25 protein-coding genes are annotated in these 24,179 nt (G+C 69.5%); 7 read left to right on the top strand and 18 right to left on the bottom strand.

Annotated elements, in window-relative coordinates; all coding sequences use genetic code 11:
* Position 1: 1 nt before the first annotated feature.
* The 8 genes from OG801_RS08525 to OG801_RS08490 all read right to left on the bottom strand — a co-directional run bounded on the left by OG801_RS08525 (position 2) and on the right by OG801_RS08490 (position 7,450).
* Positions 2-1,135, bottom strand: coding sequence for an ABC transporter substrate-binding protein (locus OG801_RS08525; protein ID WP_406035180.1), 1,134 nt, complete (start codon positions 1,133-1,135; stop codon positions 2-4).
* 67 nt (positions 1,136-1,202) lie between these two features.
* Complete coding sequence (locus tag OG801_RS08520; protein ID WP_406035178.1) at positions 1,203-1,970, bottom strand: ABC transporter permease; 768 nt, start codon at positions 1,968-1,970, stop codon at positions 1,203-1,205.
* Complete coding sequence (locus tag OG801_RS08515) at positions 1,967-2,830, bottom strand: ABC transporter ATP-binding protein (protein WP_406035176.1); 864 nt, start codon at positions 2,828-2,830, stop codon at positions 1,967-1,969. The genes OG801_RS08520 and OG801_RS08515 overlap by 4 nt, the downstream gene beginning before the upstream one ends.
* Complete coding sequence (locus tag OG801_RS08510; protein ID WP_406035174.1) at positions 2,827-3,705, bottom strand: ABC transporter permease; 879 nt, start codon at positions 3,703-3,705, stop codon at positions 2,827-2,829. Before OG801_RS08510 ends, OG801_RS08515 begins: the two co-directional genes overlap by 4 nt.
* Position 3,706: 1 nt before the next feature.
* The gene (locus OG801_RS08505; RefSeq protein WP_406035172.1) at positions 3,707-4,747 is read right to left on the bottom strand and encodes a TIGR03842 family LLM class F420-dependent oxidoreductase; all 1,041 of its coding nucleotides are present in this window, start codon (positions 4,745-4,747) and stop codon (positions 3,707-3,709) included.
* A 4-nt stretch (positions 4,748-4,751) separates the two neighbouring features.
* Positions 4,752-6,188, bottom strand: coding sequence for a dihydropyrimidinase (gene hydA / locus OG801_RS08500; RefSeq protein WP_406035170.1), 1,437 nt, complete (start codon positions 6,186-6,188; stop codon positions 4,752-4,754).
* Between the two features lie 13 nt (positions 6,189-6,201).
* The gene (locus OG801_RS08495; RefSeq protein ID WP_355019197.1) at positions 6,202-7,050 is read right to left on the bottom strand and encodes a nitrilase-related carbon-nitrogen hydrolase; all 849 of its coding nucleotides are present in this window, start codon (positions 7,048-7,050) and stop codon (positions 6,202-6,204) included.
* A gap of 100 nt (positions 7,051-7,150) precedes the next feature.
* Positions 7,151-7,450 carry a hypothetical protein gene (locus OG801_RS08490; protein WP_141803049.1) on the bottom strand — a complete coding sequence of 100 codons (300 nt, stop codon included), beginning with the start codon at positions 7,448-7,450 and terminating at the stop codon, positions 7,151-7,153.
* A 250-nt stretch (positions 7,451-7,700) separates the two neighbouring features.
* Here OG801_RS08490 and OG801_RS08485 point away from each other — a divergent pair, with 250 nt between their 5' ends.
* Positions 7,701-8,978 (top strand): DUF445 domain-containing protein, encoded by a 1,278-nt coding sequence (locus OG801_RS08485; protein WP_355019196.1) that lies wholly within the window; start codon positions 7,701-7,703, stop codon positions 8,976-8,978.
* A gap of 178 nt (positions 8,979-9,156) precedes the next feature.
* On the top strand, positions 9,157-9,399 hold the full coding sequence (locus OG801_RS08480; protein ID WP_355019195.1) for an RNA-binding S4 domain-containing protein: 243 nt from the start codon (positions 9,157-9,159) through the stop codon (positions 9,397-9,399).
* 100 nt (positions 9,400-9,499) lie between these two features.
* On the opposite strand, the gene OG801_RS08475 is transcribed toward OG801_RS08480, so the two are convergent.
* The 8 genes from OG801_RS08475 to OG801_RS08440 form a co-directional block, all read right to left on the bottom strand.
* The gene (locus OG801_RS08475) at positions 9,500-9,874 is read right to left on the bottom strand and encodes an FKBP-type peptidyl-prolyl cis-trans isomerase (protein WP_141795436.1); all 375 of its coding nucleotides are present in this window, start codon (positions 9,872-9,874) and stop codon (positions 9,500-9,502) included.
* A gap of 4 nt (positions 9,875-9,878) precedes the next feature.
* On the bottom strand, positions 9,879-12,482 hold the full coding sequence (locus OG801_RS08470; protein WP_406035167.1) for a DUF4153 domain-containing protein: 2,604 nt from the start codon (positions 12,480-12,482) through the stop codon (positions 9,879-9,881).
* On the bottom strand, positions 12,479-13,162 hold the full coding sequence (locus OG801_RS08465; protein WP_355019193.1) for a response regulator transcription factor: 684 nt from the start codon (positions 13,160-13,162) through the stop codon (positions 12,479-12,481). Before OG801_RS08465 ends, OG801_RS08470 begins: the two co-directional genes overlap by 4 nt.
* Positions 13,163-13,243: 81 nt before the next feature.
* A complete protein-coding gene (locus OG801_RS08460) occupies positions 13,244-13,678 on the bottom strand; it encodes a CBS domain-containing protein (RefSeq protein ID WP_355019192.1) in 435 nt (144 codons plus the stop codon).
* Between the two features lie 56 nt (positions 13,679-13,734).
* Complete coding sequence (locus tag OG801_RS08455) at positions 13,735-14,607, bottom strand: inositol monophosphatase family protein (protein ID WP_355019191.1); 873 nt, start codon at positions 14,605-14,607, stop codon at positions 13,735-13,737.
* Positions 14,608-14,704: 97 nt separating this feature from the next.
* Positions 14,705-15,715, bottom strand: a complete 1,011-nt coding sequence (gene rsgA, locus OG801_RS08450) for a ribosome small subunit-dependent GTPase A (RefSeq protein ID WP_406035165.1) — start codon at positions 15,713-15,715, stop codon at positions 14,705-14,707.
* 7 nt (positions 15,716-15,722) lie between these two features.
* Entirely contained in the window at positions 15,723-17,018 is a 1,296-nt protein-coding gene (aroA, locus tag OG801_RS08445) for a 3-phosphoshikimate 1-carboxyvinyltransferase (protein WP_406035163.1), read from the bottom strand.
* 57 nt (positions 17,019-17,075) lie between these two features.
* Entirely contained in the window at positions 17,076-19,574 is a 2,499-nt protein-coding gene (locus OG801_RS08440; protein ID WP_406035161.1) for a sigma-70 family RNA polymerase sigma factor, read from the bottom strand.
* Between the two features lie 291 nt (positions 19,575-19,865).
* Between OG801_RS08440 and OG801_RS08435 the strand changes: the two genes are divergently transcribed.
* The 5 genes from OG801_RS08435 to rsrA all read left to right on the top strand — a co-directional run bounded on the left by OG801_RS08435 (position 19,866) and on the right by rsrA (position 23,021).
* A complete protein-coding gene (locus tag OG801_RS08435) occupies positions 19,866-20,588 on the top strand; it encodes a hypothetical protein (RefSeq protein WP_406035160.1) in 723 nt (240 codons plus the stop codon).
* A 44-nt stretch (positions 20,589-20,632) separates the two neighbouring features.
* Entirely contained in the window at positions 20,633-21,379 is a 747-nt protein-coding gene (locus OG801_RS08430) for an SOS response-associated peptidase (RefSeq protein WP_406035158.1), read from the top strand.
* Position 21,380: 1 nt separating this feature from the next.
* A complete protein-coding gene (locus OG801_RS08425) occupies positions 21,381-22,019 on the top strand; it encodes an alpha/beta family hydrolase (protein ID WP_355019185.1) in 639 nt (212 codons plus the stop codon).
* Between the two features lie 91 nt (positions 22,020-22,110).
* Complete coding sequence (locus tag OG801_RS08420) at positions 22,111-22,761, top strand: sigma-70 family RNA polymerase sigma factor (RefSeq protein WP_355019300.1); 651 nt, start codon at positions 22,111-22,113, stop codon at positions 22,759-22,761.
* Entirely contained in the window at positions 22,758-23,021 is a 264-nt protein-coding gene (rsrA, locus tag OG801_RS08415; protein ID WP_355019184.1) for a mycothiol system anti-sigma-R factor, read from the top strand. Before OG801_RS08420 ends, rsrA begins: the two co-directional genes overlap by 4 nt.
* A gap of 86 nt (positions 23,022-23,107) precedes the next feature.
* On the opposite strand, the gene OG801_RS08410 is transcribed toward rsrA, so the two are convergent.
* Both OG801_RS08410 and OG801_RS08405 read right to left on the bottom strand, forming a co-directional pair.
* Complete coding sequence (locus tag OG801_RS08410; protein WP_369797015.1) at positions 23,108-23,182, bottom strand: 50S ribosomal protein bL37; 75 nt, start codon at positions 23,180-23,182, stop codon at positions 23,108-23,110.
* Positions 23,183-23,273: 91 nt separating this feature from the next.
* Entirely contained in the window at positions 23,274-24,113 is an 840-nt protein-coding gene (locus tag OG801_RS08405; protein WP_160027663.1) for a DUF2785 domain-containing protein, read from the bottom strand.
* Positions 24,114-24,179 lie beyond the last annotated feature (66 nt).

Below are 24,179 nucleotides of genomic sequence, written 5' to 3'. Positions count from 1 at the left end.
ATCACGCGCCGCCGGCTGTTACCTCCACCTCGATGGGCTCGAAGTCGGTGCCCTTGGAATCGACGTCATCGCCGAGCTCGTCGAGTGCCTTCTCGATGTACTCGTTGGAGTAGGCCGTCTCCGGCGGTGCCTTGGTGATCAGCTTCTCGCCCTTCTCGTTGGTCGCCGCGAGCGCGCCGTCGACGGTCTGCTTCCAGGCGGCCTCGTCGATGACCCCGACCCCGTTCTCGGCCGGCCAGATGAGCTTGTTGGTCTCGTTGAGCATCCACAGCTCGTGCGAGGGACCCCAGGTCGACTCGTGCTCGGCCATGGTCGGGGCGACCTCCTCGGCGTTGTCGCGGGCGTAGGCCCAGCCCTTGACGACCGCCTTGAGGAACTTGACGGTCGTATCCTCGTAGTCCGTGTCCGACGACAGCCGTTCGGTGTCGGCCCACAGCGCATCCTGGAGCATCGCGCCTTCGGTGTCCTCGTACGAGATGACGTTGAAGTCCGCGGGCTGGTAGAGCTCCCCGGTCTCGGGGTTCTCGGCCTCCAGCAGCTGGGCGTACTCGTTGTAGGTCATCGCCTGCGCCGCGTCGATGTCGCCCTGCAGGAACGCGTTCATGTTGAAGTCCTGGGTGACGATCGAGACGGACTTGGAGTCGAGTCCCTCCGCGGCCATCGCGGCGAAGATCTCCCACTCGTTGCCGAAGCCCCACGAGCCGATCTTCTTGCCCTCGAAGTCCGCGACCGACTCGATGCCGGAGTCTGCCCAGGAGACCTGCAGCGTGCCCGAGCGCTGGAAGATCTGGGCGACGTTGGTCAGGTCGGCGCCGCTCTCGATCGAGCCCAGCACCTTCGGAACCCAGGCGACCGCGTAGTCGACGTCGCCGTTGGCCAAGGCGTCCTGCGGCACGATGTCGCCACCCGAGGGGATGATCTCTACGTCGAGCCCCTCGTCCTCGAAGAAGCCCTGGTCCATCGCCGCGTAGTAGCCGGCGAACTGGGCCTGCGGCAGCCACTGCAGCTGCAGCTTGACCTGGGTGAGGTCGCCGTCGCCATCACCCTCGCTGTCGGAGCCGCCGCACGCGGCGAGCCCCAGGGTCAGTGCCACGGCAGCCGCGGCAGCGAGCCCTTGTCGTATGAAACTGTTCATATCTCCTCCGGTGGTCCAGCTTGTCGAGACCTCCGCGCGACGCTGCGAGAAGGAGGCGGTACGCCGCCTAGCGGCTCTCTCCTGACGGATAGGCCCTGTGCGCCAGCCGCTCCAGAGCGGCCGTGATCGCGAAGACCAGCAGGCCGAGCACGATCGCGCCCCCGACGTACGCGAATGCTCGGGCATGGTTGGAGGTCGCGGCGTTCTTGATGGCGCTGCCGAGACCGTTGTTGACCCCGCCGAAGTACTCCGCGACCAGCGCCGAGATGACCGCCAGCGAGCCGGCAACGCGCAGCCCGGTGAGGGTGTATGGGATCGCGACCGGAAGCGTGACGGTGCGGAAGCGCTGCACCGGCCCGGCGGCGTACGTCCTCATCAGATCGCGCTGCAGGGGAGTGGTCTGCCGCAGGCCGCGGAGGGTGCTGATGAAGACGGGTACGAACGCGGCGATGCCGCCGATGATGCGCCGCGGTGTCTCCTGGTCGGTGCCGAGCATCGTGTAGAGCAGCGGCGCGATCGCGACGATCGGGATGACCGCGAGGATCGCGACCAGGGGTCCGAGCATGCCGTCGAAGAGCCGGATCGTGGCGGCGATGCCGGCGAAGGCGACGCCGAGGACCGCGCCCACAGCAAGGCCCCACAGCGAGTTGATCGCGGTGACCCAGAAGGCTGCGCGGATCGGTTCCCAGCTCTCGCCGAGCGCGGTGACGACCTCGCCGGGACCGGGGAGGAAGAAGGTGCCGATGCCGAGCACGTCGACGACGAGCGCCCACAGGGCGAGGCCGAGGAGCCCGACCACGAGCGGGGCGAGCAGGCGCGAGGGCGACAGCGTCATGAGCCCGCTCCGGAGGCGGGCCGCGAGTGCAGCGCCTCGCGGACCTCGGTGACCAGCTCGTAGAAGCGCTCCGACTCGCGCAGCACCTCGTCGCGGACGATGTCGGGGCCGAGGCCGGTCGGCACGATCCGGGTGATCCGGCCCGGCCGTGGCGACATCACCACGACCCGCTCGGAGAGGAAGACCGCCTCCGGGATCGAGTGGGTGACGAACACGACCGCGGCACCGGTCGTGCGGACCAGCCGGGACAGCTCCGTCTGGAGGCGCTCGCGGGTCATCTCATCGAGCGCGCCGAACGGTTCGTCCATCAGCAGCAGCCGCGGCTGCTCGGCGAGAGCGCGGGCGATCGCCACCCGCTGCTGCATGCCGCCGGAGAGCTGGTCCGGGTAGTGCCCAGTGAACTCCTCCAGCCCGACCAGGGCCACCAGCTCGGCGACGCGTTCCTGGCGGCGACGTCTGGAGACCTTGTGCAGCTCCAGCGGCACCGCGATGTTGTCGGCGACCGTACGCCACGCCAACAGCCCTGACTGCTGGAAGGCGATCCCGTAGTCCTGGTCCTTGCGGGCGCGCGCCGCGGTCTTGCCGAACACCTCTACGGTCCCCGCCGACGGGGTCTCGAGATCGGCCACCAGCCGCATCAACGTCGACTTTCCGCAGCCCGAGGGCCCGATGAGCGAGACGAACTCGCCCGGTCCGACGCTCAGGTCGATGTCGGCCAGCGCCTGCACCTGGCCCTGCTTGCTCGCGAACTGCTTGGTCACTCCCGTCAGTGAGACTGCGGGGATGGCCGGTTCGTCCCCGTTCGCGGATGTGGGGGAGGTCGAGGGGGAGGTCATGGTGGCCTTTTCGTCGTCGATCATGTCGCCTCACCCCGCCGGTAGCGCCGCAGTGCGACACCGACGAGCCAGACCACCCCAGCGGCGAGCAGCCCCAGCACGGCCGCGCCGAAGATCGGCGCCCAGGCCTTCGCAGGGTCGCCGGAGGCCTGGCCGCCGTAGCCGATCAGCTTGCGTCCGATGCCGTCCAGATAGGCGATCGATCCCTCCGCCACCACCGTCCCGACCACCGCGGCGGCCGCTGCCAGACGTAGCGAGGAGAGCAGGTAGGGAACGGCGGCGGGCAGCTTGACCTTGCGCAGCGTGGGCCAGTAGCCCGCGTCGTACGTCCTGAAGAGCTCACGCTGCTCCACGGTCGGTGCCTGGAGCCCCCGAAGCGCTCCGACGGCGACCGGGAAGAAGGCGAGATAGGAGGCGATCACGGCGACCGACATCCACGCCGGCCACTGCCAGGCGCCGATGGCGATGTTCGAGCCCCACGACTTCACCATCGGTGCGAACGCGATCAGCGGCACCGTCTGGGACAGCACGATCCACGGCAGCAGGCCGTGCTCGGCGAGCTGGAACCGATCCATGGCCAGCGCCAACGCGAGTCCGACGACGGTGCCGACGAGCAGCCCGACACATGCGATCCCCAGTGACACCAATGCCGCCTGGAGGATGACCAGCCACAGCGGTGACGAGGTCGAGGCGGAGGTCTCCGGCTCGAGGAGCCGGGTGACCATCTCCCACACGTGCGGCATCGCCAGGTCGGTCGCCCGCGGCAGGATCCGCGCCTCCCCGATGCCCCAGCCGGCCTCGGGCCCGAACTGCTTGTAGGCCTCCCACAGCGCCACCACCAGCGCCAGCCCGAGCAGCCCGGCCACCGTCCGGGTGACCCCGGTGACGACGCGAGCCACCTCAGGCCTTCGCAGTCGCGGGCCGGTTCACCCGCGGGATCACCAGATCGCCGTACGCAGCCAGGGTCTGGTCCATCGCGTCGTGCTGCAGGTAGACGGCGAACTGGTCGACGCCGAGGCTCTTGAGCTGCTCGAGCTTGGCGACCTGCTCCTCGACCGAGCCGAGGAGGCAGAACCGGTCGACGATCTCGTCGGGCACGAACTGGGTGTGGGTGTTGCCGGCCCGCCCGTGCTCGTTGTAGTCGTAGCCCTCGCGGTTCTTGATGTAGTCGGTGAGCGCCTGCGGGACCACGTTGGTCGAGCTTGTCGAGACCCCGTACTTGGAGACGATGTCGGCGACGTGGTTGCCCACCATCCCGCCGAACCACCGGCACTGCTCGCGGGCATGATCCAGCGCCTCGGGCGACCCGTCGGTGACGTACGCAGGTGCGGCCACGCAGAAGGTCAGCGACTCCGGGTCGCGGCCGGCGTCGGTGGCCGCCTTCTTGACCGCCCCGATCATCCACTCGGTGATGTCGGGGTCGGCGAGCTGCAGGATGAACCCGTCGCCGACCTCCCCGGCGGCCTTCAGCGCGAGCGGGCCGTAGGCGGCGATCCACACCTCCAGCTCGGAGCGCTTGGCCCATGGGAACTGCAGCGTGGTGCCGTTGATCTCGACCGGGCGCCGGTTGGCGAGCTCGCGGATCACCCGGGTCGCCTCGCGCATCTCGCGGATCGTCGACGGCTTCCCGTTGAGCACCCGCACCGCCGAGTCGCCGCGCCCCATCCCGCAGACGGTGCGGTTGCCGTACATCTCGTTCAGGGTCGCGAAGACCGACGCGGTCACCGTCCAGTCGCGGGTCGCCGGGTTGGTCACGAACGGGCCGACCTTGATGGTGCGGGTCTCGGCGAGGATCTGGCTGTAGATGACGTACGGCTCCATCCACAGCAGGTGGCTGTCGAACGTCCAGACGTAGTCGAAGCCGTACGCCTCGGCCTGCTTCGCCAGGGAGACGACCCGCCAGGCGGGCGGGTTGGTCTGGAGGACGACACCGAAGTCCATCACGTCACACCAGGTACTGGGAGAGGTCGCGCTTGAGGTAGCTGCCGTGGCCCTTGGTGCCCTTGAACTCACCGTCGGCGACGACCACGGAGCCTCGGGAGAGCACCACGTCGACGTGTCCGTCGATCTCGTAGCCCTCCCAGGCGGAGTGGTCCATGTTCATGTGATGGGTCTTGCCGACTCCGATGGAGGTGTGGCCGTTCGGGTCGTAGACGACGATGTCGGCGTCGGCGCCCGGTGCGATGACGCCCTTGCGGCCGTAGAGCCCGAACATCCGCGCCGGTGTGGTCGCGATCAGCTCCACCCACCGCTCGAGCGTGATCTGCCCGGTCACCACGCCTTGGTAGAGCAGGTCGACGCGGTGCTCGATCGACCCGATCCCGTTGGGGATGGCCCGGAAGTCGTCCTTGCCGAGCTCCTTCTGCTCCTTCATGCAGAAGGGGCAGTGGTCGGTGGAGACCATCTGCAGGTCGTTGGTACGCAGCGCCTGCCACATCGCGTCCTGGTGGCCCTCCTCGCGCGAGCGCAGCGGCGTCGAGCAGACCCACTTGGCGCCCTCGAAGTCGCCCCACTCCTCCGACCTCGCGCCGAGCTGGTCCTCGAGGGTGAGGTAGAGGTACTGCGGGCAGGTCTCGCCGAACACGTTCTTCCCGTGGTCGCGGGCCGCGGCCAGCTGCGCGACCGCCTGCTTGGCGCTGACGTGCACCACGTAGAGCGGGGCCCCGGTCACATCTGCGAGCATGATCGCCCGGTGGGTGGCCTCTTCCTCCATCTGCCAGGCACGCGCGATGCCGTGGTAGTAGGGAGACGTCTTGCCGGACTCGGCCAGCTGCGCGGCGAGCACGTCGATCGCCGGCCCGTTCTCGGCATGCATCATGGTCAGCAGCCCGTGGTCGGTCGCCTTCTGCATCGCCCGCAGCACCTGCGCGTCGTCGGAGTAGAAGACACCCGGGTAGGCCATGAACAGCTTGTAGGAGGTGATCCCTTCGTCCACGAGCGTGTCCATCGCCTTGAGCGAGTCGTCGTCGACCCCGCCGATGATCTGGTGGAACCCGTAGTCGATCGTGCAGTTGCCGGCGGCCAGCTCGTGCCAGTGCGCCAACCCGTCCTGTACGCGTTCGCCGTAGCGCTGCACTGCGAAGTCGATGATCGTCGTGGTGCCGCCCCAGGCCGCGGCCCGGGTGCCGGTCTCGAAGGTGTCGCTGGCGTTGGTGCCACCGAACGGCAGCTGCATGTGGGTGTGGGCGTCGACGCCGCCGGGGATGACGTACTTCCCGCCCGCGTCGATGGTCACGTCGGCCTCGATCGTCCCCAGCGGAGTGCTCCCGGGGGAGATGAGCGCGACGATCTTCTCGCCGTCGACGAGCACGTCTGCCTGGGTGCGCCCGGTCGCGGAGACGACCGTGCCACCCTTGATGAGCGTGGTCATTCCGGCAGTCATGGGTAGAGCCTCCTCAGGGTCGGGGGATGGCGGTGTACGAATCGGGCCGCCGGTCGCGGTAGAACTGCCAGTCGTCGCGCATCTCCTGGACCATGCTCATGTCCAGGTCGCGTACGAGCAGCTCCTCCTTCTCGCCCGAGCCGAGCTCGCCCACGTAATTGCCGCGGGGGTCGACGACCTGCGACATCCCGTAGAAGTTGACCGCCTCCTCGCCGTACTCGTTGTCCTCCAGGCCGACCCGGTTGGGTGCGAGCACGAAGTAGCCGTTGGCGACCGCGGCGGCGGGCTGCTCGATCTCCCAGAGCCGGTTGGAGAGCCCGGGTTTGGTGGCGTTGGGGTTGAAGACCATGTGGGCCCCGTTGAGCCCGAGCTCGCGCCAGCCCTCGGGGAAGTGGCGGTCGTAGCAGATGTACATCCCCACCTTCCCGACCGCGGACTCGAAGACCGGGTAGCCCAGGTTGCCGGGGCGGAAGTAGAACTTCTCCCAGAACTTCTCCACGTGGGGCAGATGGTTCTTCCGGTACTTGCCGAGGATCGTGCCGTCCGCGTCGACGAGCACCGAGGTGTTGTAGTAGACCCCGGTGTCGGCCTCCTCGTAGATCGGCAGCACCATCACGATGCCCAGCTCCTTGGCCAGGCTCGCGAAGCGCTGCACGATCGGCCCGTCGGCCGGCTCGGCGTAGCGGTAGTACTTCTTGTCCTGGGTGATCCCGAAGTAGGGCCCGTAGAAGAGCTCCTGGAAGCACATCACCTGGGCGCCCTGGGCGGCGGCGTCCCGCGCGAAGCCCTCGTGCTTGTCCAGCATGGAGACCTTGTCCCCGGTCCAGGTGGTCTGGCTGATTGCGGCTCTGACGATCGTCATGCAACTACCTCCCGCTTCACATACAAGCACGCCGCCGCGACCCGTGGGGTCGCGACGGCATTTTTGCTTCAGACGATGAGGTGGTTGAAACCCTGTTGCGCTAGGCGGCGGTCGCCGGATGACGTACGACTACGTGCTCGACCGCCCTGGCGAGCTCCTCGCGGAGCTCGGGCGCGAGCTGAGGGCAGTCGACGGAGAGGAACAGCTCCATCGCGGAGCGGGTCGCACGGGCCCGCTCGCCGGGCGTGCCCTCTGAAAGGGTCGGCGCGATCTCGGCGAGATGGGCACTGGTCTCGACCACGGTGTTGCAGTCGTGCGGGGTGAGTGGGGCGCGGGCCTCCCGGCCGGCGCGGACGAGGACGCTCAGAACCTCCACCTTGGCGGCGGTGGTCAACGACATAGCGCTCCTCGACGAGTCGAACAGATGCGACCCCACACCGTCCGCGTTGTGCGACGACATGTATCTCCTCGGTGGGACGTGTGCCTCCCCCGAGGCACTCTCGCCCACTCCAACGAGCAGGGGAAGGGATCGGTGACGCCCTTGGGTGCTTTGTAACTGACCTGTGGGCCAACCCGTGAGTAGCCTATAGAAATGCTGGTCCTGGTGTTGCAGATCGCCTCGCGTGGCACGACCCGGCACAATTGAGCCCATGAGTTCTCCTGGGGGCGCCGGCATCGGCGGCCTGATGGTCGAGACCGAGGCCGATGTCGTACGCCGCCAGGCACTGCGCCGCATGCGCTTCGTCGCCACCGGTCTCCTGGTCGTTGCCGCCATCGTCTATCTGTTGACCCTTCGGCTGGATGGGTTCTGGGGTTTCGTGAACGCCGGTGCCGAGGCGTCCATGGTCGGCGCGATGGCCGACTGGTTCGCGGTCACCGCGCTGTTCCGCCACCCGCTCGGGCTGCCGGTGCCGCACACCGCGCTGATCCCGAAGCGGAAGGACGAGCTCGGTGCCAGCCTGGAGGAGTTCGTCCAGGACAACTTCCTGCAGGAGGAGACGATCCGCGAGCGGCTCGGTGTCGCGATGCCGTCGCTGCGGCTCGCGCTCTGGCTCGCCGAGGAGCCCAACGCCAAGCGGGTCGTCGACGAGGTCTCCACCGTGGTCGCCGACGGGCTCTCCCGGATCAGCAACCGGCACATCGTCGAGATCATCCAGGACGGGTTCGTACCTCGCCTGCGCGAGGAGCAGATCGCACCGCTCCTCGGCGGCACGCTGCAGGCGGCGCTGGACGACGGCGTCCACCACGGCCTGGTCGACCTGGCGCTGGTCGAGCTGCACGGCTGGCTCGAGGAGAACGAGGAGATCGTCACCGAGGTGCTCGGCGAGCGGGCGCCGTGGTGGACGCCCCAGGTGCTGCGCGAGCCGGTGACCGCCCGCATCCACGTCGAGCTGGTCCGCTGGATCGCCGACATCCGCGACGACCCCGAGCACCGTGCCCGCAAGGCGATCGACACGATGCTCGCCGACCTCGCCGACAACCTGCAGCACGACCAGGCGACCATGGAGCGCGCCGAACGGCTCAAGGAGCGGGTGCTCGACCACCCCGGCGTCATCAACACAGCCATCTCCATCTGGGACGCCCTGCGCCGTGCGCTGACCACCTCGCTGCGCGATCCCGACGGCGTCGTCCGTCGCCGCGCCCTGGACGAGGTCGTCCGCTACGCCCAGAAGGTCGTCCTCGACGAGAGCCTCCAGCGCCGCTACGACGCACTCGCCTCCGACGTGGCCGTCTACGTCGTCAAGCGCTACGGCCGCGAGGCGACCACCGTCATCACCCACACCATCCAGCGCTGGGACGGCAAGCAGGCCGCCCGCCGCATCGAGCTCTTCGTCGGCCGCGACCTGCAGTTCATCCGCATCAACGGCACCATCGTCGGTGGCCTCGTCGGTGTGATCATCCACACCGTCGCCATCCTGATGGAGTGACCCGCCGAGGCGTCGGATACGTCGGCCGAGAGGTCACCCGCGTCGGCCGAGGCGTCACTCAGGTCGGCCGAGAGGTCACGTACGTCGGTCGAGCCGTCATCGCGTGCCAACTCGGCCGGCCGCGCTGACGCCTCGGCCGTTTTTGGTGACGTCTCGGCGGGCGGGGGAGGATGGCGGTGTGAGCGAGCCCTTCGACGTACCCATCTCCGACGAGGTCATCCGCCTCGGTCAGTTCCTCAAGCTGGCCAATCTGGTCGAGACCGGCTCCGAGGCGCGCCCCGCGATCACCGCCGGCGAGGTGAAGGTCAACGGTGAGATCGAGCTCCGCCGCGGCCGCCAGCTCCGTGTCGGCGACGTCGTGGAGTACGCCGGCCAAGCGGCCAGGGTCTCCGACGAGGCCGACTTCGACGTTCCTTGGTAGTGCGGAGGCATACCCGGTTAACCGGTGAAACCTGCACTTCTCTGGCGTTGCATTGCCTGAGAAGTGCAGGAATACCCGGTTAACCGGGTATTCCAACCCGCTACTTCTCGACCTTGACCAGGTCGCAGACGAAGATCAGGGTCTCGCCGGGCTTGATCGCGCCGCCGGCGCCGCGGTCGCCGTAGCCCAGGTGGGGCGGGATGACGAGCTGGCGGCGGCCGCCGACCTTCATGCCGAGGATGCCCTGGTCCCAGCCCTGGATGACCTGGCCGATGCCGACGCGGAAGTCGAGCGGCTCGCCGCGGTTGTAGGACGCGTCGAACTCCTCACCGGTGGACAGCGCAACGCCGACGTAGTGGACCGATACGCGGTCGCGCTCGGTGGCCTCCTCGCCGTCACCGATGGTGATGTCCTTGATGACGAGGTCGGTCGGAGGGGTGGGGTCGACGAAGTCGATCTCAGGCTTCTGGCTCATGAATTCAGTCTACGTATCGAGACTCGCTGGGGCACACCACCGTCGCCTCGGCCGTCCCGGGGTAGATCGTGGTCAGGCCGTCGGCCCGCTCCCGGCCGAGGTTCCACTCCAGCCAGTCGCCCTCGCGATCGCTGGGCCCGAGCACACAGCTGCGCAGGTCGTCGGGGAGCTTCTTCAGGGCCGGCACCGCGTCGTCGCTGAGCTCGGCGAGGAAGTCGGTGTCGATCTTGCCGGTCTCCTCATAGCGCGAGACGTTGTGCTCGGCGATCCACGCGTCCGGGTTGATCGCGGCGATCCCGAGCAGCGCGACAGCGCCGCTGACCAGCGCGAACCGGCCGAGCCAGAGCCCGCCGGCGATCGCCGTGCCGGTCACCGCGGCGACCAGCCCGGCGACGACCAGCAGGCCCAGCCAGGCCTCGAAGACATCGACGAGCAGGCGGAGCTGGGTGAATCCGTACGCCTCCTGGTAGAGGTGCATGCGGTAGAGCGCCGACCCGACGACGACCAGTGCCTCCGCGGCGAGCAGCCCGAGCGCGATCCGCAGCCACAGCCGGTCGGCGACGGTCTCCACCGGCGCCTTGCGCGCCGCCGCCCAGATCACCAGCAGGGTCAGTGCGGTCGCGACGGTGAGCTGGCCGAACCCCTGGTGGACGTATTCGGCGTACGTCAGCCCCGTCGTCTCGCGCAGGTAGTCCTCGCCGCCGAAGACAGCGGTCGCCTGTGCGATCAGGAACGCGGCGAAGACGGCGACCACGACACCGACCGGAGCCAGCCACTCGTAGCGGTTGGCGACGGGCTGGGATGTACGCTCGTTGCGGTCGATCCGGGGCGGGTTCACGGCCAGGTACGCAGCGCCCATCACGACCCCGAAGACGAAGACGGTCATGAAGATCCGAGCCGCGAAGGTGTCGGGGCGTACGTCCGGCACGAACTGGTCGACCCAGCTGCCCAGCACCGCGTCGGCGGTGGTGAACAGGAGCCCGAAGATCACCAGGCCGAGCAGCGAGAGCACCGTGGTGCGGGCGACCGCAGCCCCGTGACCCTTGCCGGAGACGCTGGTCAGCGTCCGGCCCAGCCACGGGATCCCGCGCAGCCCGGCCAGCGGCCAGGAGATTCCGGTCAGCACGATCCCGAGCAGGGTCTTCGCCTGGGTGGAGGCACACAGGATCACCGCGATCGCCGTGAGCAGGCACAGCACGACGAGCCACTCGGCGTCGCGGAACACCGCGACCGAGGAGAGCAGTGCGAACAGGACGTAGCAGACGATCGGGAACAAGCTGCGACGTTTCTCGCTCGCCAGCATCACGACCCCGCCGGCGGCCAGCAGCACGATGACTGTGCCGAGCCCGGCGTTGCGATCGGGGATCAGCAGGCCGCCGAGCAGACCGGCGACCACAGCGCCGATGAAGAGCCCGAACCGGCCCGCGACACCTGAATCGGGCCAGTAGGTGCCGAAGATGTCGTCGAGGACCGACGGGGTGGCATAGGCGGCCTTGGGGTCGGCGCTGGGGGCGTCGACCGGCTGGGCCGGTTCGGCGGGCTCGGCCGCCGGGGGAGTGGTGGGCATCTGGCTCTCCTCGTGGGTGGGGGTGAGATGACTGGAGACAGGACGTACAGGTGGGCGCAGCGGAAGGTCGACGCGCACGCGGGCGCCGGCGGCGCCGGGGAGCGGGTCGAGGAAGGCGATGGAGCCGCCGTGCAGGTCGGTGACCCACCGGGCGATGGCGAGCCCGAGCCCGGTCCCGCCGCCTTCGCCGGAGGAGCTGAGCGTGCCGAAGGGCTCGAAGACGCGCCCGCGGTCGGCGACGGGGATGCCGGGCCCGGAGTCGAGGACCTCGAGGTGGTAGCGCTCGCCGTCGATTCCGGCGCGCACGGTGACCACGCCGCCGCGGGGACTGTGCCGGGAGGCGTTGTCGAGCAGGTTGACGACGAGCTGGCTGAGGCGATCGGGGTCGGCGTCTACGACCAGGTCGGCCGGTGCGTCGATCTCGTAGGTGACCGGCCGCGCGTTGGCCAGCGTCTCCGCGACGCAAGCCTCCAGCAGCGGGCCGAGCTCGACCGAGACGGTGCTCAGCGGCGCCTTGCCGGCGTCGACGCGCGCCAGGTCGAGCAGGTCCTCGACCAGCCGGCTCAGCCGCTCGGCCTGGCCGAGCGCGGTCTGCAGCGCGGTCGGGTCGGATCCGACGCCGTCCACGAGGTTCTCCAGCACGACGGTGAGAGCCGCCAGCGGCGTACGCAGCTCGTGGGAGACGTTGGCGACCAGGTCGCGGCGCTGGCGGTCGACGGCGCCGAGGTCGCTGGCCATCGTGTTGAACGCACGGCCCAGCTGACCGACCTCGTCGGCACCGACGGCAGGCACGGAGACCGAGTAGTCACCCCGGGCCATCCGACGAGCCGCGACGGTCATCTGCCGCAGCGGGGACGTCATCCCGGCCGCCAGCAGCTGGGTGACCGCGAGCGCGATCCCGATCGTGACCGGGATCGAGATCCACGGGGAGACCCCGGTGATCCGCCCGACGGAGGCGACGACCGCCGCCACCAGGGCGCTCGCGGCGACCAGGAGCCCGAGCTTGACCTTGATCGAGGAGACCCGCTCCAGCGGAGTCATTCGCCGGCCTCCAGGGCATAGCCGACGCCGTGCACGGTGCGGACCCGCGCGGACCCGATCTTGGCGCGCAGCCCTTTCACGTGGCTGTCGACCGTGCGGGTTCCGGAGGCGTCGTTCCAACCCCAGACCTCGGCGAGCAGCCGCTCGCGGGTGACCACGGCGCCCGGGTCGGCGGCCAGGCAGACGAGCAGGTCGAACTCGGTCGGGGTGAGCCTGACCTCGTCGCCGTCGACCCACACCCGTCGGGCCGCCGGATCCATCCGGAGCCCCCCGATCTCAGCCGTACGCCGCGGCGACCCGGCCAGTTCGGCGGCCCGCTCCACCCGCCGCAGGAGCGCGTTGACCCGGGCCACCAGCTCGCGGGCCCGGAACGGCTTGGTCAGGTAGTCGTCGGCCCCGACGCCGAGCCCGACAAGCACATCGGCCTCGTCGACACGCGCGGTGAGCATGAGCACCGGCACCGGGCGTACGGCCTGGATCCGGCGGCACACCTCGAGACCGTCGTAGCCGGGCAGCATCACGTCGAGGACGACCAGGTCGGGCGAGGTCTCCTCGAAGCAGGAGACCGCCCCGGGGCCGTCCCACGCCCGGACGACGTCGTATCCCTCCGCCTCGAGCCGGTCCGAGACGGCCTGGTTGATGACCGGCTCGTCCTCGACGACGAGGACCCGGCGTGTCACGGTCACATGTTCTGGCACATGCTCAGGCTAGAAGCCCGAGCCGCCGGAAAGGCTGCAGAAGTTGTGCAGGTCCTGTGAAGGTCAGGTCTGGTGGACGTACGCCTCGAGCTGGTCGCGCTCGAAGGCGAGCTGGTCGATGCGGTGCTTGACCAGGTCGCCGATGCTGACGATGCCGACGAGACCGCCGTCGGGGGAGACGACCGGCATGTGCCGGATCCGGCGGGTGGTCATGATGCCCAGGATCTCGTCGATGGTGGCCTCGGGGGCACAGGTCTCGACCTCGGCGGTCATGATCGAGGAGACCTCGGCGGCAAGCAGCGCGTCGTTCTCGTGGAGCCGCCGGACCACGTCGCGCTCGGAGACGATCCCGGCGACGGCGGTGCTGTCGCTGCTGACGACACAGGCCCCGATGCGGTGCTCGGCGAGCACCCCGAGCAGGTCACGCACGGTGGCGGTTGATGCGATCGTGACGACTTCTGCGATCGCCTTGCGAGTGAGTACGTCCGCGATCTTCATGCACCAACGGTAGCGGCCGTGACATGCGTCACGCCAGGGTCTGTTCCGGAACGCGCCTACTCGGTTCCCGGACGGCGGAACGCGGTGACCGATCCGGGCTGTGCGGCCGGCCAGTCGGCGTCGTTGTTGCCGTCGGGCAGCCCGCCGAGGAAGGAGAGCACGGCGTCGTGCAGGTGACCGTTGGTGGCCAGCGCGTTGCCGCCCCACGGCCCCGGGTCGCCAGCCAGCGAGGTGAACTGGCCGCCGGCCTCACGCACGATGATGTCCAGCGCGGCCATGTCGTAGAGCTCGAGCTCCGGCTCGACCGCGATGTCGACCGCGCCCTCGGCGACGAGCATGTAGGACCAGAAGTCGGAGTAGGCACGGGTGCGCCAGCAGCTGCGCATCAGCGCCAGGAAGTCCTCGAGCCGATCGCGCTCCTCCCAGCCGTGCAGCGAGGAGTAGGACATCGAGGCGTCCTCCAGGCGGCGTACGTCCGAGACCTGGCATCGGGTCGACTTCATCAGCGACTTGCCGGTGTGAGCGCCCTGGCCCTTCGCCGCCCACCAGCGCCGCCCGAGCTGCGGCGCGGAGACGACCGACATCACGACCTCGTTGTCGACCGCGAGCGCGATCAGGGTCGCCCAGACCGGCACGCCGCGCACGAAGTTCTTCGTGCCGTCGATCGGGTCGACGATCCAGCGGCGGCTGGACGAGCCGGAGGATCCCGACTCCTCGCCGGTGATCGCGTCCCGCGTACGCGCGCGGGAGAGCGTACGCCGGATCGACTCCTCCACGGCCTTGTCCGCGTCCGAGACGGGGGTCAGGTCGGGCTTGGTCATGACATGCAGGTCGAGCGCCTTGAACCGCGACGTCGACAGCGAGTCGGCGTCGTCGGCCAGCAGGTGCGCCAGCCGCAGGTCGTCGTTGTAGTCAGGAGTGCTCGCCACGAGGATCCACTCTAGTGGCTCCGCTCGCCGTGCGAACCCTCCCCTGGTAACCGGTTCCCCACGAAAACACCGGTCCGGGCATCGAGGGCTCGACCTGTCAGAGAGCGTACGTCGGCACCGACCGCGCCTCGAGCAGGCGACGGAACGAGGCGACCCGTTCCGGATCGAGCCTGCCGTCCTCGACGGCGGTGTCCAACCCGCACTCCGGCGCATCGGCGGCGTGCGAGCAGCCGCGCGGGCACTCGGCCGTCGCCTCCTGCAGATCGGGGAAGGAGACGATGAGCCGTTCCGGCTCGACGTGAGCCAGCCCGAACGTACGGATCCCCGGGGTGTCGATGATCCAGCCGACCCCCGGAAGCCGCAGCATCAGCGCCGAGGTGGAGGTGTGCCGCCCCCGGCCGGTGACCGCGTTGACGTGCCCGACCTCGCGCCCGGCGTCGGGAACGATGGCGTTGACCAGGGTCGACTTGCCCACGCCGCTGTGGCCGAGGAGGACCGACGTACGTCCGTCGAGCTTGTCCCGCAGCGCACTCATGTCGCCGCCGCGCTGGGTCACCACCCACGGCACCCCCAGCGACCGGTAGATCGAGACCAGCGACTCCGGGTCGGCCAGGTCGGCCTTGGTGATGCACAGCAGCGGGTCGATGCCCGCCTCCAGGGCAGCCACCAGCGCGCGGTCGATGAACCCCGTGCGCGGCTCGGGGTCGGCGATCGCGGTGACGATCACCAGCTGGTCGGCGTTGGCGACCACGACCCGCTCGACGGGGTCGTCGTCATCGGCCGTACGCCGCAGCACCGTCTCCCGGGGCTCGAGCTCGACGATCCGTGCCAGCGCCCCCTCGGCGCCCGAGGTGTCGCCGACGACCTTCACCCGGTCGCCCACGACCACGCCCTTGCGGCCGAGCGGGCGGGCCTTGACCGCCCACACCTCGACGTCGGGGGCCTCGTCCATGACCAGCGTGAACCGGCCACGGTCGACCGTGATCACTCGCCCGAGGTCGGCGTCGTCGTAGCTGGGCCGGTCCTTCGTCCGCGGCCGGGTGCGCCGCCGGGGACGGTCGTAGTGCTCGACGTCCTCGGTCCCGTAGCGCCGCTGTGCCTTGGCCATCAGGTGCTCAGAAGAGTCCCGCCCAGAAGGGCGCGAAGTCGGTGAAGGTCTTGCTGGTGGTGGTGATGTTCTCGACCAGGACGTCCTCGACGGTCGCCCCGATGATCACGCCGGCGTGGGCCATCCGGTGGTCGGCGTAGGTGTGGAACACCCCGCCGTGCAGAGCCGCCGGCCGGATCGTCAGCCCGTCGGGATGCTCGGTGACGTCGGCCCCGAGCGCACCCAGCTCGCGCGCGAGCGCGGCGAGCCGGTCGGTCTCGTGGCCGCGGATGTGGCCGATGCCGGTCAGGTGCGACGGCGTCGAGGCGAGCGCGCACAGCGCCGCGACGGCGGGGGTGAGCTCGCCGATGTCGTGCATGTCCAGGTCGATCCCGGTGAGCCGCTCCGGCCCGGTCACGGTCAGTCCGTCGTCGGTGACCCGCACCTCGCAGCCCATCAGCGAGAGCACCTCGCGCAGCTGGTCGCCCGGCTGGTCCGTGGCCTGCGGCCAGTCGCGCACGGTCACGGTGCCGCCCGAGACCGCGGCCAGGGCCAGGAACGGGGCCGCGTTGGACAGGTCCGGCTCGATGGTGCGGTCCAGCGCCTTGATCGGTCCTGGTGCCACGGTCCACCGGTTGGCGTCTGAGTCGTCGACTGCGACGCCGTGCTCGCGCAGCATCGCGACCGTCATGTCGATGTGGGGGAGCGACGGCACAGGCTTGCCGTCGTGGCGTACGTCCACACCCTGCTCGTACCGCGCACCCGCGAGCAGCAGCGCGCTGATGAACTGGCTCGAGGCCGAGGCGTCGACCACCACGGTCCCGCCAGGCACGACGCCCTGCCCCTGGATCGTGAACGGCAGCCCGTCACCCTCGATGTCCACGCCGAGGTCGCGAAGCGCACGCAGCACCTCGTCGACCGGCCGCTTGCGCATGTGCGGGTCGCCGTCGAAGGCGACCGTGCCGGTGGAGAGCGCGGCCACCGGAGGTACGAACCGCATCACCGTCCCCGCCAGCCCACAGTCGACCTCGGCATCGGCGCCGAACGCGCCGGGCGTCACGACCCAGTCGTCTCCCGAGGTGTCCACCTGCGACCCCAACGACGTCAGCGCTGCCGCCATCAGCAGCGTGTCGCGGGACCGAAGCGCACGACGTACGACGGACGGCCCCTCCGCGATCGAGGCGAGCAGCAGCGCCCGGTTGGTGAGCGACTTGCTTCCGGGCAGCGAAACCGTCGCCGTCACCGGACCGTGCGCACGGGGCGCCGGCCAGGGGTCGGCCGGCCCGTTGGCAGGGTCAGCGGCACGGTCGGTCGTGGTAGTCACAGGTCCAACTTTAGAGGTTCCGCCGGCAGAGGCGGCCGTCGGTCACCGGGGATGAAATCACTCGATCCCGAGCGCCTTCAGGAAACCCTTCCAGGTCAGTCCGCCCGTTGCGGCGCCGCGCTCGACCTCGGGCGTCGCGCTCGGGCTGGCGCTGGGCACGTCAGGACCCTCGGGCATCGAGGGGCTGCCGCTGGGACTGCCCGGGATGCTGGGAAGGTCCGAGGACGGTGTCGGCACCTGCGGCACATCGGGAGTCGTGGGCGGTGTAGGCACCTGCGGCACGTCGGGAATCGTCGGCGGTGTGGGCACCTGCGGCACGTCCGGCGTCGGGGTAGGCGACGGCTCAGGGGATCCGGTGCCCGCGGCGCTGACACCGTTGTTCCCGGGCTCGGGGTCGGTGTATCCCACAGCGGTGAGGCTCGCCTCGAACGTCCACTCACCGTCGGCGATGAAGTCGAAATGGAGTACGGCCTGGCCGTTGTTCGTGCTGGACAGGGTGCACTCGCCGTCGACGACGCCGCCTTGCGGCACGGGCGGAACGGCAAGCTGCGAGCATGCCCACATCGATTGTGGGTTCGAGGACTCCGGATACGGCTGCGTGACGCCGGTCGCCTTGTATCTGAAGGTCGCGGTGTAGTCCCCTTCGGGGATGCCTTCGGCCGTGACCTCGACGTGCTCGTACCCGTCATAGGGCAGGTGGTCCAGGGCGATTCCGGCATCGTGCACCGGCGGAGCTTCCTCGAAGGTCACCTCCACCGTGCCGACGTCCGTGCCGCCATGGCCGTCCGAGATCTGGTAGCTGAAGGTGTCGCTGGTCCCGGTGTAGTCGGGCGCCATGGTGTAGACGACCTGGTCGTCCTCGATGACCGCCTCGCCGTGAGCGGGCTTCTCGGTGATCGTGACGAGCCGGAGCACGTCGTCGTCGTTGTCGTCGGTGTCGTTGGCGAGCACGTCGATGGTGGTCTTGGCCGAGCGCTCCTCGCCGCCGTTGCCGACGCCGTTGTTGGCGTCGTCAACGGTGACCGTTGCCGTGGCGGCGTCGTCGACGGCCTTCGGGTCGGCGTTGGGAGTGGTCACGTCGACGGTTCCGGCGACCTCGCCGCCGTTGCCGTCGGTGAGGACGTACTCGATGGTGTCGGTGCCCCGCCAGCCGAGGTCGGGCTGGTAGGTCACCGTGGTGACGGGCTCGTCGGCCATCCGCAGGCCACCGAAGATCGCGCCGCTGACGCTGCCGCCCTTGCCACCCGAGGTCGACGCGCCGCCTTTGGTGACGGTGCCGTGGGCGGGGGAGGCGACGGTGGCCTCCTTGACAGAGAGCGGGTCACCGTTGGCGTCGGTCGCCCCCTCGGTCAGGTCGATGACGGTCTTGCCACCGGGCTGACCGTTCACGGTCGACAGCGGCTGGCTGATGACCGGCGCCTGCTGCGTCTGGGCGGGAGCCGGGTCGGCAGGCGGGTCGGCCGGCTGGTCGGCGGGAGGCGCCGCTGCGGGAGGGGGCGCCGCGGGGTTGTCGGCGGGAGGCGCGGCCGGGTCGGCCGGAGCAGCCGGAGCGGGGTCGGCCGGTGCCTCGGCGGCAGGCTCGTCGGCGGCCGGGACCTTCGGAGCCGGGTCGCCGCCGGTGAGTACGAGCCCTGCGGCCACGGCCGCAGCGGCGGCGACACCGGCACCCGCACCGACCGTACGTCCCACCGGATCGCCCAGGACCCAGTCCCTGACTCGCCCGAAGAAGAGCACCACGCCACCCTTGGCGGCGACGCCACTTCCGACGGCGAGGTAGCCCGCGCCCGCGGCGCCGAGCAGGGCCGGAGCGAGCCAAGCGCCCATCCCGGAGTTGACCTCGGTGAGCTCGAGGTAGATCGCGGTGCACGGACGGCAGTCCTGCAGGTGGTCGTCGACCTTCGTCGAGTCACGCTTGGACAGGCCGTTGCGGATATAGGCACCCAGGTTGGCGCGCGTGGTGGCGCAGGCCTCCTCGCCGGCGTCCTGCGCGTGCATCGAGATGAACGCCTGCTTGAGGCCCTCGCGAGCCCGGTAGGCGAGCGCGGAGACCGAGTTGGCCGACATCCCCAGCATCGGCGCGATCTCGGCCGGCTTCTGGCCCTCGACCTCGGTGTGCCACAGCACCTGCTGCCAGCGCTCCGGAAGCTGCTGGAACGCCTTCGCCGCGGCCTGGTTGTCGAAGCCCGACACCGCGGTGTCCTCGAAGGGGACACCCGGGTCGAAGGGCGTCAGGTCGTCGGTGGTGGTCAGCTTGGAGGCGGCGCGGATCTTGTCCACGTGGAGCCGGCGCAGCGAGGTCAGCAGGTAGGCGCGGAAAGCCAGGTCCGGGCCGCCGCCTCGCTGCAGCACGTTGAGCACCTTGGCGAACGCCTCGGAGACGAGGTCGTCGGCGTCACCGGGCGACACCAGCTGGCGGGCGAGGCGGCGGGCGGCCTCGACATGGCGCTCGAACAGCGTCCCGTACGCATCCAGGTCACCGCCACGGACAGCGGTGATCAGCTCGGCGTCGCCAGGGGCGTCGAGGGTAGATAGAGAGGTGGGGGTCGATTCGCTCACAGCACCAGAGACGTTAGAAGGACGGAGGTATGACGCGGGTTGCGCCGACGGGAGACATGCGTTGTGCTAACGACTACGGAAGCCCGCACGTCACGCCCCTCCCCGGATCTGACAACAAGTTTCGCGAAACCCAGAAAATGTGGGTCGCTACCGCGTCATGGTTGCCGATTTAGTACGTCAAGTCCATGTGGGCACGCGGTAGATCAGCGCGCGCACCACTGTATCCGTGACCCAGCAACTTCGGACAAGGAACGACACCAACGCCAGGAAACACGAGGAAAGAGGTGAGTTGTGCGGCTGTTCTCCCGAGGTCGGCGTGCGCCTGCATCGACCTCGCCTGAGATCACAGAGCTCTCCGACGAGCAGCGCGCGGCGCTCCCGCCGCGGTTCGAGGCCGTCGCGGAGGCGCTCGTCGAGCGCAGCAGTTACGTCGCCGAGGCCTGTTGGGTCGCCGGCCTTGACCTCGCCGAGTCAGGCGTGTCTCTCGGGGAGAGCCTCGAGGACCTTCGGATGACGACTCAGGCCATGGAGGATCGCGACCCGGCGTTCACCGAGGTGCACGCGCTGTCCGTCGCCTGGAGCGAGGCGACGCTGGGCTACCTGCACACCATCTCCTGCGCCGACCCGCTCACCGGCCTCGCCACCCTCGCACACCTGCGCGAACGCATCTCGGACCTCTACCGGGAGGCCACGGCGCGCAGCCACGCGCTGGTCGTCACCGACGCCCACCTCCCGGGCGCCGCCGGCGGGAAGACCGACAGCATCGCCACCGCCCGCCGGATGTCGCTGCTGGGCCAGACCGCCCGCTCGGTCTTCGCGACCGCCGCCGCGGTCGGACAGGTCGGCCACAGTCGGATGGTCGTGGTCGCCCCGCGTGACGAGACGCTGGTCAAACGGCTCGGGCTCCTCAAGCGGATGGTCGAGCACAGCGCCGACCGGATCTGGATCGAGGGACTCCCCGAGAACGACAGGTCAGCGGGCATCCTGCTCGACGAGCTCGCCCGCGGAGCCTAGAAATACCTCCGAACACCACCGGCGCCCGGCGCTAAGGTGAACGTATGTGCGGTCGTTACGCGTCCAGCCGCCAACCCGACGAGCTGGCCGAGGAGTTCGAGATCGATGAGCTGCGCCTGCAGGAGCCGCTCACCGAGAGCTACAACGTAGCCCCGACCGACGATGTCTATGCCGTCGTCGAGCGTCCGCCGCGCGAGGACGGTGATGCGTCCAGCGAGCGCCAGCTCCGTTCCGTACGTTGGGGCCTGGTCCCGTCCTGGGCCAAGGACGTCAAGATCGGCAACCGGATGATCAACGCCCGGATGGAGACCGTGGGCGAGAAGCCCGCCTACCGCCGGGCCTTCGCCAAGCGCCGCTGTCTGCTGCCGGCAGACGGCTACTTCGAGTGGTACGCCACCGAGGCCAAGGACGCGAAGGGAAAGCCCCGCAAGCAGCCGTACTTCATCACTCCTAAGGACGGGGGAGTGCTGGCGATGGCCGGGCTCTACGAGCTGTGGCCCGACCCCGCCAAGGCCGAGGACGACCCAGGCCGGTGGCTGTGGAGCTGCACGGTGATCACCACCGAGGCGGAGGACTCCCTGGGGCGGATCCACGACCGGATGCCGCTCATGGTGGAACGTGAGCGTTGGGACCAGTGGCTCGATCCGACCCGTCCGGGCGACCTGGATCTGCTGACCCCGGCGGCGCCCGGCCGGCTGGAGGCCTACCCGGTCTCGACGCTGGTGAGCAACGTACGCAACAACGGCCGCGAGCTCGTCGAGCCGCTGCCGATCGAGGAAGCCTGGGGATGACATGGGTGGAACCACGACGCAGATGATCGACACGCCCTACGGACAGGGGCGGCTCTACACCCGCCGGGCGCGGCGACCACAGGCGACCCTGCTGCTCTCCCACGGCGCCGGCAACGGCATCGACACCCACGATCTGATGGCGCTCAACGACGCGCTGCCGGCCCAGGGCATCACCGTGGTCCGCTTCGAGCAGCCCTGGCGGGTCAAGGGGAAGCCGGTGGCCACACCGCCCAAGTCGCTCGACGCGGCGCTGACCCTGGCTGCCAACTGGATGCGGGTGCGCACACCGCTGGTGGTCGGAGGCCGCTCCGCCGGGGCCCGCTCGGCGGTCCGTACGGCGCGCGGGTTCGGCGCCGCCGGGGCGCTCTGCCTGGCCTTCCCGCTGCATCCGATCGCCAAACCGGGCATCTCGCGCGCCTACGAGCTGCTGGAGTCCAGGGTGCCGACGCTGGTCCTGCAGGGCACCCGGGACAGGTTCGGCAAGCCCGAGGAGTTCCCGGAGGGGATCGAGGTCACCCCGATCCCGGGGGCGGACCACTCCCTCATCGTCGGCAAGCGTGGCCCGATCACGCAGGCCGACGCCGACGCGATCCTGATCGAGTCCACCCTGGAGTGGCTGGTCCGCGAGGTCATCGTCTAGCGGGAATGTTTGTGGGCCGTCGCGGCGTTCATGCAACATGACCATTCTGCTCGAACGCCCGGTGGCAAATATGTCGCCGATGAGCGCCCCGATGGTCGCGCGCGTACCCTGGGACGTGATGAGCGACAACAACGATGATGAGGTCGTCGACCTGGCCACCGAGACACCCGAGGAGCGCGCGCTGCGCTTCGAGCGGGACGCGCTGCCCTTCCTCGACCAGCTCTACTCGGCGGCGATGCGGATGACCCGCAACCCGTCCGATGCGGAAGACCTGGTGCAGGAGACGTTCGCCAAGGCCTACTCCTCCTTCCACCAGTTCAAGCCCGGCACCAACCTGAAGGCCTGGCTCTACCGCATCCTCACGAACACCTTCATCAACACCTACCGCAAGAAGCAGCGCCAGCCGCAGCAGTCGATGTCCGAGGACGTCGAGGACTGGCAGCTGGCGCGGGCCGAGTCGCACAGCTCGACCGGTCTGAAGTCCGCGGAGATGGAGGCGCTCGAGCACCTGCCCGACTCTCAGGTGAAGGACGCGCTGCAGCGCCTCCCGGAGGAGTTCCGGCTCGCTGTCTACCTCGCCGACGTCGAGGGATTCGCCTACAAGGAGATCGCCGAGATCATGGAAACCCCGATCGGCACCGTGATGTCGCGGCTTCACCGCGGCCGGCGCCAGCTGCGCGATCTTCTCTCGGACTACGTCCGCACCAACGACCTCACCGGCGCTCGTGGAGGTGCGTCATGAGTGCCCACAAACATGACGCGTCACCGACCGACTGCGCGGACTTCCTCGAGCAGATCGTCTTCCTGATCGACAACGAGCTCACCGCGGCGGATGCCGACCAGGTCAAGCTCCACCTGCAGAGCTGCAATCCCTGCCTGGAGACGTACGACCAGCAGCGCATCGTCAAGGCGGTCGTGGCACGCTCGTGCACCGAGGTCGCCCCGGGCGACCTGCGCGCGAAGATCATGGTTCAGATCCAGGAGCTCCGCACCAGGTCCTGAACCGGCCACAGACGCGACGAGAGCCCCAGCCGATTGGCTGGGGCTCTTACGTCTTGACAGCTCTGACCCTTGAAGAGGGACAGCGGTCAGGCGTTGGGGCGCTTGCCGTGGTTCGCGCCCTTCTTGCGGCGCGCGCGGCGCTTGCGGCCAGTCTTGCCCATGATGATCTCCTCCATTGGGGTACGTAGACCCCGAGGGGCCTCGGCACAGTCTCTCAAACCCAGGTGCGGGAGGGCGAATCTCGACCGGCCGTCAGGTCAGGTAGGTGGCGTTCGACTTCTTCAGGGCCGCGACGACGACCAGCAGCAGATCGCCGCGGATCTGCGGGATGTCGTTGCTGAGCGCGAGCTGGATGTAGAGGGCCCGCAGGAACGCCTCGGCGTTGCCGGTGAGCAGGAACGGGTCGCGGTCGGGCGTCTCCGGGGTGGCGGTGGCGACGGTGACGATCCGGTTGATCCACGGCTCCATGATGTTGAGCGGCACCAGGTTGCGGCGCAGCACGGACATCGTCGCCGCCGCCAGCCGGTCAGGCTCGCCGTGAGCGTAGATGGTGTCCCCTCGGGCGAGTACCCGGTCGGCGACCACGTCGAGGATCACCGTCAGCTCGGGCTTGCCGAGGTGCTCGGAGGCGGCCAGGGTGCCGAGCGCGTCGGCACCGCGGGCAACCGCGTGCGCCCAGCCACGCTCGGGAACGAAGGCGCGCAGGTCACGCTCGCGCAGCAGCCAGGTGGCGATCCGGTCGCCCCACTCCAGCACCTTCTCCGCGCGCACCAGCGAGCGGGCGTTGTCGCGGGCGATGCACTGGGCCAGAGCCTCGACCGAGGAGGCCCGGCGGAAGACGCCGTTGTTGCCGGAGTCGCCGAGACCGACCACGAGGCCGGCCGCCATGCCGTCGCCCAGGCCCCCGAGCAGGTCGTCGTAGACACCGCGCTGGATCCACGTCGACAGGGCCGGCACGGCCAGCCCGCTGCGTACGTCCGGATCCGGGTCGCCGAGCATCCGGGTGAGCTCGATGGTGAGGTCACCCAGCGGCCGGTCGGTGGGTACGGCGAGACCGGTTGAATGAACCTCCCGCCAGTACGCCTCCGACATGGGGAACATCCTGCCAAACCCGGCCACGCGCCGACCACCGACCCGCGCAATGCACTACCAAGGTCT

The organism is Nocardioides sp. NBC_00163, assembly GCF_045206295.1.
GTDB lineage: Bacteria > Actinomycetota > Actinomycetes > Propionibacteriales > Nocardioidaceae > Nocardioides.
This window is presented reverse-complemented; position numbering and strand designations above follow the sequence as displayed.

Coding starts and splice junctions, on each gene's coding strand:
- OG801_RS08490 (WP_141803049.1), bottom strand. CDS start 7,450: ATGTCGTTGACCACCGCCGCCAAGGTGGAGGTTCTGAGCGTCCTCGTC.
- OG801_RS08430 (WP_406035158.1), top strand. CDS start 20,633: ATGTGCGGTCGTTACGCGTCCAGCCGCCAACCCGACGAGCTGGCCGAG.
- OG801_RS08525 (WP_406035180.1), bottom strand. CDS start 1,135: ATGAACAGTTTCATACGACAAGGGCTCGCTGCCGCGGCTGCCGTGGCA.
- OG801_RS08515 (WP_406035176.1), bottom strand. CDS start 2,830: ATGATCGACGACGAAAAGGCCACCATGACCTCCCCCTCGACCTCCCCC.
- OG801_RS08505 (WP_406035172.1), bottom strand. CDS start 4,747: ATGGACTTCGGTGTCGTCCTCCAGACCAACCCGCCCGCCTGGCGGGTC.
- OG801_RS08475 (WP_141795436.1), bottom strand. CDS start 9,874: ATGAGCCAGAAGCCTGAGATCGACTTCGTCGACCCCACCCCTCCGACC.
- OG801_RS08470 (WP_406035167.1), bottom strand. CDS start 12,482: ATGACTCCGCTGGAGCGGGTCTCCTCGATCAAGGTCAAGCTCGGGCTC.
- OG801_RS08460 (WP_355019192.1), bottom strand. CDS start 13,678: ATGAAGATCGCGGACGTACTCACTCGCAAGGCGATCGCAGAAGTCGTC.
- OG801_RS08495 (WP_355019197.1), bottom strand. CDS start 7,050: ATGACGATCGTCAGAGCCGCAATCAGCCAGACCACCTGGACCGGGGAC.
- OG801_RS08520 (WP_406035178.1), bottom strand. CDS start 1,970: ATGACGCTGTCGCCCTCGCGCCTGCTCGCCCCGCTCGTGGTCGGGCTC.
- OG801_RS08405 (WP_160027663.1), bottom strand. CDS start 24,113: ATGTCGGAGGCGTACTGGCGGGAGGTTCATTCAACCGGTCTCGCCGTA.
- rsrA (WP_355019184.1), top strand. CDS start 22,758: ATGAGTGCCCACAAACATGACGCGTCACCGACCGACTGCGCGGACTTC.
- OG801_RS08425 (WP_355019185.1), top strand. CDS start 21,381: ATGGGTGGAACCACGACGCAGATGATCGACACGCCCTACGGACAGGGG.
- OG801_RS08420 (WP_355019300.1), top strand. CDS start 22,111: ATGGTCGCGCGCGTACCCTGGGACGTGATGAGCGACAACAACGATGAT.
- rsgA (WP_406035165.1), bottom strand. CDS start 15,715: ATGGCCAAGGCACAGCGGCGCTACGGGACCGAGGACGTCGAGCACTAC.
- hydA (WP_406035170.1), bottom strand. CDS start 6,188: ATGACTGCCGGAATGACCACGCTCATCAAGGGTGGCACGGTCGTCTCC.
- OG801_RS08485 (WP_355019196.1), top strand. CDS start 7,701: ATGAGTTCTCCTGGGGGCGCCGGCATCGGCGGCCTGATGGTCGAGACC.